Genomic DNA, 7,394 nt, shown 5'->3' with positions numbered 1-7,394 from the left:
AAAGAATTTGCATGTTACAAAGAAGTAGAAAAATTAAATATAAAAGTATATTTTGCAGATGCTTATGCAGCATGGCAAAGAGGTAGTAACGAAAATTCAAATGGGTTATTAAGAGAATATTATCCAAAGAAAACAGATTTAGGACAAATATCTAATGATGATTTAATAGAAAAATTAATACTATTAAATAGTAGACCAAGAAAATGTTTAAATTGGGATAATCCATTTAATTTATTTTTAAAAGAAGTGTCGCACTTGGATTGACAATTCATCATACTTTTAGCAAAAACAAATTTCCTATACTAAAAATCAAAAGTCCGTTTTTACTTTCCTAGAAAAAGAAAAAATCTCCCTAGTAATATAGTTTTACCCAAAGTTTTACCGTTTTTCTCGCTAAAATATTACTCTTGACAAAATTTTTCCACTTGTAATATCATATCTTTTAATGACATTGTTAATTTGTTAACTTAAAATAAACGATATTGGAGTGATTTTCATGGGTATGACTATGACCGAAAAAATTTTGGCTAAACATGCTGGAATTGATGTGGTAAAACCTGGACAGCTCATCAATTGCAAACTTGATATGGTACTTGCAAATGATGTAACTGCTCCACCTGCAATTAAAGAATTTGAAAAAATTGGCAAACCTGTTTTTGATAATACAAAAATAGCTCTTGTGCCTGACCATTTTACACCAAATAAAGATATCAAATCCGCTGGACTTGCTAAAATTGTTCGTGATTTTGCACATAAACATAATATTGTAAACTACTTTGAAATTGGTCGTGTAGGTATTGAACATGTAATTTTACCAGAAAAAGGTATTGTAGCTCCTGGTATGGTAACTATCGGTGCAGATTCTCATACTTGTACATATGGTGCCTTAGGTGGATTTTCCACAGGTGTTGGTTCTACAGATTTAGGCGTTGCCCTTGCTACTGGTGAAGCATGGTTCAAAGTTCCTGAAACTATCAAAGTCAATATCACTGGTAAAAAACCTAAATATATCTGTGGTAAAGATGTTATGCTCACTTTAATCGGCATGATCGGTGTAGACGGAGCTTTATATAAAGCATTAGAATTTGCTGGCGAAGGTGTCAAAGAACTCAATATCACTGACCGTTTAACAATTGCCAATATGGCTATCGAAGCTGGTGCTAAAAATGGTATCTTCCCTGTAGATGATGAAACTCTCAATTATATTAAAGACCGTGTAACTAAACCATATGAAATCGTTGAAGCAGACAGCGATGCTACTTATTGTCAAACTGTAGAAATCAATCTTTCTGAATTAAAACCTGTAGTAGCATTCCCTCATCTTCCTGAAAATACTTATACTGTTGAATCTATCAAAGAACCTATCACTATTGATCAGGTAGTTATCGGCTCTTGTACTAATGGACGTTTAGAAGATTTAGCAATCGCTGCTTCTATCTTAAAAGGTCATAAAGTACATCCTAATGTTCGTTGTATCATCATTCCTGGTAGCCAACAAGTATATCTTGATGCTATTCATAATGGTTATGTAGATACATTTATTGAAGCTGGTGCTGCTGTAAGTACACCAACTTGCGGACCTTGTCTTGGTGCTCATATGGGTATTATGACTGCTGGTGAACGTTGCGTTTCTACTACAAATCGTAACTTCCGTGGTCGTATGGGACATGTAGATAGTGAAGTATATCTCGCTAGCCCTTATGTAGCTGCAGCTAGTGCAATTCTTGGAAAAATCGCAACTCCTGAGGAGGTAGAATAATATGGCTGAAAAATTAGAAGGAAAAGTTTGGCGCTATGGCGACAATATTGATACAGATGTAATTATCCCTGCTCGTTATTTAAATTCTTTTGACCCAAAAGAATTAGCTAGTCATTGTATGGCAGATATCGACGAAACTTTTGCTCAAAATGTAGTAGAGGGCGATATCATGGTCGGCGGTAAAAACTTCGGCTGTGGTTCTTCTCGTGAACATGCTCCAATCGCTATCAAAGCTTCTGGTGTTCCTGTAGTAATCGCTAGCAGTTTTGCTCGTATTTTCTATCGCAATGCTATCAATACTGGTTTACCATTACTTGAAATTGGTGATGATGTAGAAAAAATCCATGCTAATGATAAATTACGCGTTGATTTATCCACTGGTACTATTGAAAATCTCACAACTGGTGATACATTCCATGCTGTGCCACTTCCTGGATTTATCCAAGATATTGCCAAAGCTGGCGGACTCATCAACTACATTAAACAGAAGGGTTAAGATTATTTATGAGTAAAAAAATTGTAATCATTCCTGGTGATGGTATCGGTCAAGAAATAACTGATAGTGCCGTTGCCGTTTTAAAGAAAGTTTCTGATAAATATAATTTAAATCTTGAATTTGAAAGTCATCCTGCTGGTGGTACTGCTTATGATTTATGCGGCACCCCACTTCCACAGACAACACTTGAAGCAACACAAAATGCTGATGCTGTACTTTTCGGTGCTGTTGGTGGTCCAAAATGGGATAATGTAGAACCTACACTTCGCCCTGAAAAAGCAGTTTTAGGGCTCAGAAAAGGACTCGGATTATATGCTAATCTTCGTCCTATCAAAGTAGCAGATGCTCTTGTTGAATATTCTCCACTCAAAGAAGAAATCGTAAAAGGTACTGATGTATTAATCGTACGTGAATTAATCGGCGGTATCTATTTTGGCGATAAATGTGAAAGTGAAATCTATGAAGGCAATGAACGTGCTTGGGATTTAGAAAATTATTCCGTTCCTGAAGTCAATCGCATCGTAGAATTTGCTATGCAAGCTGCTAAAAAACGTAAAAATAAAGTGACTTCCGTAGATAAATCCAACGTTTTAGCAACTTCTAGATTATGGCGTAGAACAACTGCTAAAGTAGCGGAAAAATATCCTGAAATCACTTTAGAAAATCTCTATGTAGATAACTGTGCTATGCAACTTGCCATCAACCCAAGCCAATTTGATGTCATTGTAACAGGCAATCTCTTTGGCGATATTTTAAGTGATGAAGCTGCAGTTTTAAGTGGTTCTATAGGTATGCTTCCATCTGCTAGTATCGGTAAATCCACTAGCCTTTATGAACCAATTCATGGCTCTGCTCCTGATATCGCAGGCAAAGGCATTGCTAATCCATTAGCTACTATACTTTCTGCTGCTATGCTTCTTCGTTATTCTCTTGATGAACAAAAAGCTGCTACTTGCATTGAACAAGCTGTAGATAAAGCTTTAGCTCAAGGATATCGCACACCTGATTTATATAAAGAAGGCTTCATCAAAGCAGATACAAAAACTATGACTGAAGCTGTATTAAACAATATTTAATATATATTTTATCTATAGACTTATTAAAAAATTTTATTGACAATTAACTTATCTTTTAATATAATTCTTGTGTTAGGACTTATATACATTCTTTACTCACCCCCTAGTGCATAACTAGGGGGTTTTTCTTTATGCTTTTTTATAAAATTTACTCATTCGCGAATAGCTAGTTGAGGATATCTTCGATAATTAAGTGGCGTATCTTTATATACTTTTTTAAACTGATGACAAAATGCTGATGCATCATTAAACCCACAACTATAGGCTATATCAGCTATAGACATATTTCCGCCTTCTAATTTATTCATAGCTGTCTTCAAGCGGAAATTTAAAAGATATTTTTGTGGCGACATATTATATTCTTCTTTAAATAAACGATATAAATACGTTCTATCTATTCCTAAATATTCTGCTATATCGGTAACACTGATATTTTTACTGTAATTTTCATATATATAATCAATAGCTCTCTCTACATGAATAGATTTTGCTTGTTGTTTTTTCATTTGAATTTTCATATGTCCAAAAATATTATATAAACGACTAAGCAACATATATTCATTATTTTTATACTTAGAAAAATAAAATATAAAATTCAACATAGCATCTCTGACTTCACCATTACTCTTATCAAAAAATAATGGATTTACCTTGTCAAAACCACTATTATTTAACATATTTTCTACATCATAGCCATCAATGCAAATCCAACAATATTCCCATGGATCATCTTTATCTGCTTGATAAACACATGTTATTCCTGGACGAATAAGAAACATAGTATCTTTTTCTATTACATAACAAGTATCATTCATCCAAAGTCTTCCTTTGCCTCTCGTTACATAATGAATTAAGTAATGCTGTCGTATTGCTGACCCAAATGTATGCATAGGACAACAAATTTCCCAGCCTCCATAATATAAATTTAATGCTTTACTTAAATAAACAGGTGTATTAAATTCACTATAAATTTTTCTTATTTCCATAAAAAATCCCACCCAAATAAAATTTATACCATTCTTGCTCTATTTTTATTATATATACTCTTTTTCAAAACACAATACAAAATTTAAATCTTGACTTAGAATTATGGAACTGATGCCATATAAGTGGAACCAATTCCATAATTAAGGGAGTGTACATAAATGAAAAATCTTATTCTAACAAGTCCTATTCCTGAAAAATTAATTGCCTTGGACAAATTGACATACTCCCCATGCCTAAAGACAGGGGATTCTTAGATACAAACGATACTAATCAGATATTTTTCTACCCCAACGTTTTTGCATTCCTTTTATATTTAAATCTTCAATGCAAATTAAAGCATATTTTTTACAAATATCATTAGCAAGTTTAAACTGAAAATCTTTTCTTTGATTAGCTATTTTCTTATGCAATCTGGCAAGAGCTATTTTAGCTAATCTACGATGATTTGAACCTTTCTTTTTTCTAGATAAAATTCTATTAGCTTTTTTTATATCATTAGCATTTTACTTAAAAAATAAGGGGACTTTTATATCTTCATTATCCGATGCAGTTAAAAACGGTTTAAGTCCAAAGTCATAGCGACGCTTTTACCTGTTCTTGCTAAAACTTTATTCTCGTTAGTTTCACAAACAAAATAAAGATATATATCACCTAAAGTATCACGTTTAATTGTTATTGTTTTAATTTTTCCTTCAATATCTCTACTTTTAAAATATTTATATTTTTGCTTATTAATTTCTATAATATTATCCTTTAAGAGTTTCCAACCTGATTGTTTGAGCGTGAATGATTTATATTTTCGTATCTTTTTAAAAGATGGTGGTGCTGTACGAATTTTATGTTTTAAATTTCTAAAAAACAATTTATAAGCACGGTCTATTCTTTGAGTTATATCTTGAATAGCTTGCGAACCTACTTCTTTAAAATATCTAAATTTATCTATTTTCTTAAGTTTAGTTAAATGTTTTTGAAGCTTATAAATATTAAGAGATTTCTTAAATAAACGATAATATCGCTTATGCAAAGCAATACAATGATTGTAGATAATTCCAGCTATATTAATAACTTTATGAAGTTTTTTATTCCTTTTTGCTTTATAAAGTTTAAAAATATATGTTCTCATTACAATCACCTACTTTTCTATGATATTTAGGACAAAACACTACATGATACTTACAAAAATATACTATATTATTATTGGTTTATATTTCATAAAAATATTATATAACTGTTAAAAATATAATACAATAAAAAATAATGATATCGAATCATTGTTTTTTAGCGAGATTATATCTCTATAAATAAATTTAGGGGCTTTACGCTCGCATTTGGTAGAGATATGTTTAATGATATCATCACTGGTGCTATAGTAGCTCAAGGTGGAGTAGCTATCGCTGTTGCTTTACGCACTCAAAATAAGAAAAAACGTGCAATGTATATTTCTTCAATTATTCCTGCATTTTTAGGTATTACTTAACCTGTTATTTTTAGTATCAATCTTCGTTTTGTTAAACCTTTTATCTGCGGATTAATCGGTGGTGCTTGTGCCGGTGCTACAGCTAGTATCATGCAATTAGCTGGAACAGGTATGGGTATTACTGTTATCCCTGGTATACTTTTATATATGGATAGATTACCAGCTTATTTACTCGTCAATTTTATTGGTTTAGCTGTCGCTTTTGCTCTAACTATGGTATGCTTTAAACCAGAAGAATAATTATTACAAAGGATGACTTTATCATGACTCAAAAACTCACTATACAAGATATTGCTAATCTAGCTGGAGTAGCTAAAAGCACAGTTTCTCGCTATCTAAATAATGGTTACGTAAGCAAGGAAAAAGCTATGTTAATTGATAAAGTCATACGTGAAACAGGTTATAAATCCAATTTTTTCGCCAAGCGTTTAAAAACTAAACAAAGTAAATTAATCGGCATTGTCATGCCTCGTTTAGACTCTTTTTCTGCGGGCAAATTATTGACAGGTTTTAATATAATTTTACAACAAATGGGATATCAAGCTTTAATTTTAATCAGTGAATTAAACTCGCAAAAAGAACTAGATAATATCTCTCAATTAATTCAACAAGGTGTAGATGGAATTATCGTTTACTCTATCAATATCAATGACAATCATTTAAAACTAATCAATCAAGCTAATATCCCCATTATTTTTACAGGGCAAAGCCACGATAAAGTAAATTTTATCAAAGTAGATGATATCAATGCAGGCAAATTAATGGGTGAATATATCGCCTCTTTAAACCATCAACAAGTGGTATTTTTAGGAGTATCCCCTCAAGATAACGCTGTAGGCGTAGACCGCTATGAAGGATTTAAACAAGGTTTTCTCGCTAATAATCCGCAAGGTAAAATATCTTTTGTCCAAACTGATTATAGTCTTGAACAAGCCTATAATTTAGGCGATACTATAGTGTCTTTTAATCCTAGTGCAGTCATCTGTGCTACAGATAATATCGCTTTAGGATTATTGCGTTATTTTCATGAAAAGAAAATCCATGTTCCCCAAGATATTTCACTTGCTGGCTTTGGTGGTTATCCTGTAGGCAGTATATCTTATCCATCATTGACTAGCTTAGCCTTTGATTATAAACATCTTGGCATAAAAACAGCAGAAAAATTATTATCTATGCTTCAAAATCACCCTGTAACTTCTGAATATGACCACAATATGAATTTAATCATACGTGAAAGCACACGCTTAGCAAAAATATAAAATAATATTTAACCATACTGAGCAAGAAGTCTCCTACCTCTAAGGTAGTGAGATGAATTGCTCCTTAGGAGATTGAATGGATATATATTTTATGAGATAATCTTATTGGTCGAATATAAAAAAATGTGGTGATTATAATGAATTTAGACAACAATGCTCATTCAGTATTTTTGCTAAATTATCATTTAGTATTAGTCATAAAATATAGAAGAAAAGTTTTTGATGACAACATTTCTTCACGAGCTAAAGAAATATTTGAGTATATATCTCCTAAATATAATATAACTTTGCAAGAATGGAACCATGATGAAGATCATGTTCATATATTATTTAGAGCTCA

The 7,394-nt window shown here is 32.0% G+C and carries 9 protein-coding genes and 1 pseudogene; 7 read left to right on the top strand and 3 right to left on the bottom strand.

The genetic code is table 11. From position 1 onward, the window contains the following. The 4 genes from BMX03_RS10780 to leuB all read left to right on the top strand — a co-directional run. Positions 1-264 (top strand): IS30 family transposase (locus BMX03_RS10780; protein WP_143052085.1); only part of this gene is annotated, 264 nt, incomplete at its 5' end. Positions 265-496: 232 nt separating this feature from the next. Beyond that, positions 497-1,759: a 3-isopropylmalate dehydratase large subunit gene (gene leuC / locus BMX03_RS10775; RefSeq protein ID WP_091695366.1), complete on the top strand. Its 1,263-nt coding sequence runs from the start codon at positions 497-499 to the stop codon at positions 1,757-1,759. 1 nt (position 1,760) lies between these two features. Continuing rightward, entirely contained in the window at positions 1,761-2,255 is a 495-nt protein-coding gene (locus BMX03_RS10770; RefSeq protein WP_091695364.1) for a 3-isopropylmalate dehydratase small subunit, read from the top strand. Positions 2,256-2,263: 8 nt separating this feature from the next. After that, on the top strand, positions 2,264-3,331 hold the full coding sequence (leuB, locus tag BMX03_RS10765; protein WP_091695362.1) for a 3-isopropylmalate dehydrogenase: 1,068 nt from the start codon (positions 2,264-2,266) through the stop codon (positions 3,329-3,331). Positions 3,332-3,483: 152 nt separating this feature from the next. On the opposite strand, the gene BMX03_RS10760 is transcribed toward leuB, so the two are convergent. The 3 genes from BMX03_RS10760 to BMX03_RS10755 all read right to left on the bottom strand — a co-directional run bounded on the left by BMX03_RS10760 (position 3,484) and on the right by BMX03_RS10755 (position 5,441). Further along, positions 3,484-4,317: an AraC family transcriptional regulator gene (locus BMX03_RS10760; protein ID WP_091695359.1), complete on the bottom strand. Its 834-nt coding sequence runs from the start codon at positions 4,315-4,317 to the stop codon at positions 3,484-3,486. A 267-nt stretch (positions 4,318-4,584) separates the two neighbouring features. Further along, a complete protein-coding gene (locus BMX03_RS11465) occupies positions 4,585-4,791 on the bottom strand; it encodes a transposase (protein WP_255361495.1) in 207 nt (68 codons plus the stop codon). Between the two features lie 77 nt (positions 4,792-4,868). Then, positions 4,869-5,441, bottom strand: a complete 573-nt coding sequence (locus BMX03_RS10755) for an RNA-guided endonuclease InsQ/TnpB family protein (protein WP_255361493.1) — start codon at positions 5,439-5,441, stop codon at positions 4,869-4,871. 207 nt (positions 5,442-5,648) lie between these two features. On the opposite strand from BMX03_RS10755, the pseudogene BMX03_RS10750 reads away from it, so the two are divergent. From BMX03_RS10750 to tnpA, 3 genes and pseudogenes are all read left to right on the top strand, one after another. Then, positions 5,649-6,035: pseudogene (locus tag BMX03_RS10750) on the top strand (PTS transporter subunit EIIC); the annotation flags it as partial. A gap of 23 nt (positions 6,036-6,058) precedes the next feature. Next, positions 6,059-7,054, top strand: a complete 996-nt coding sequence (locus BMX03_RS10745; protein ID WP_091695356.1) for a LacI family DNA-binding transcriptional regulator — start codon at positions 6,059-6,061, stop codon at positions 7,052-7,054. A 137-nt stretch (positions 7,055-7,191) separates the two neighbouring features. Next, positions 7,192-7,394: IS200/IS605 family transposase (gene tnpA / locus BMX03_RS10740; RefSeq protein ID WP_143052103.1), on the top strand; the 203-nt coding region annotated here is incomplete at its 3' end.

The sequence above is a fragment of the Megamonas sp. Calf98-2 genome (assembly GCF_900110235.1).
In the GTDB taxonomy this organism is placed as follows: domain Bacteria; phylum Bacillota; class Negativicutes; order Selenomonadales; family Selenomonadaceae; genus Megamonas; species Megamonas funiformis.
Note: the sequence above shows the minus strand (reverse complement) of the source record. Positions and strands in the feature narration are given on the sequence as shown.

What these genes read in the sequence shown, in the direction of transcription:
- leuC (WP_091695366.1), top strand. Translation starts at nt 497, where the DNA reads ATGGGTATGACTATGACCGAAAAAATTTTGGCTAAACATGCTGGAATT.
- BMX03_RS10745 (WP_091695356.1), top strand. Translation starts at nt 6,059, where the DNA reads ATGACTCAAAAACTCACTATACAAGATATTGCTAATCTAGCTGGAGTA.
- BMX03_RS10755 (WP_255361493.1), bottom strand. Translation starts at nt 5,441, where the DNA reads ATGAGAACATATATTTTTAAACTTTATAAAGCAAAAAGGAATAAAAAA.
- BMX03_RS10760 (WP_091695359.1), bottom strand. Translation starts at nt 4,317, where the DNA reads ATGGAAATAAGAAAAATTTATAGTGAATTTAATACACCTGTTTATTTA.
- BMX03_RS10770 (WP_091695364.1), top strand. Translation starts at nt 1,761, where the DNA reads ATGGCTGAAAAATTAGAAGGAAAAGTTTGGCGCTATGGCGACAATATT.
- leuB (WP_091695362.1), top strand. Translation starts at nt 2,264, where the DNA reads ATGAGTAAAAAAATTGTAATCATTCCTGGTGATGGTATCGGTCAAGAA.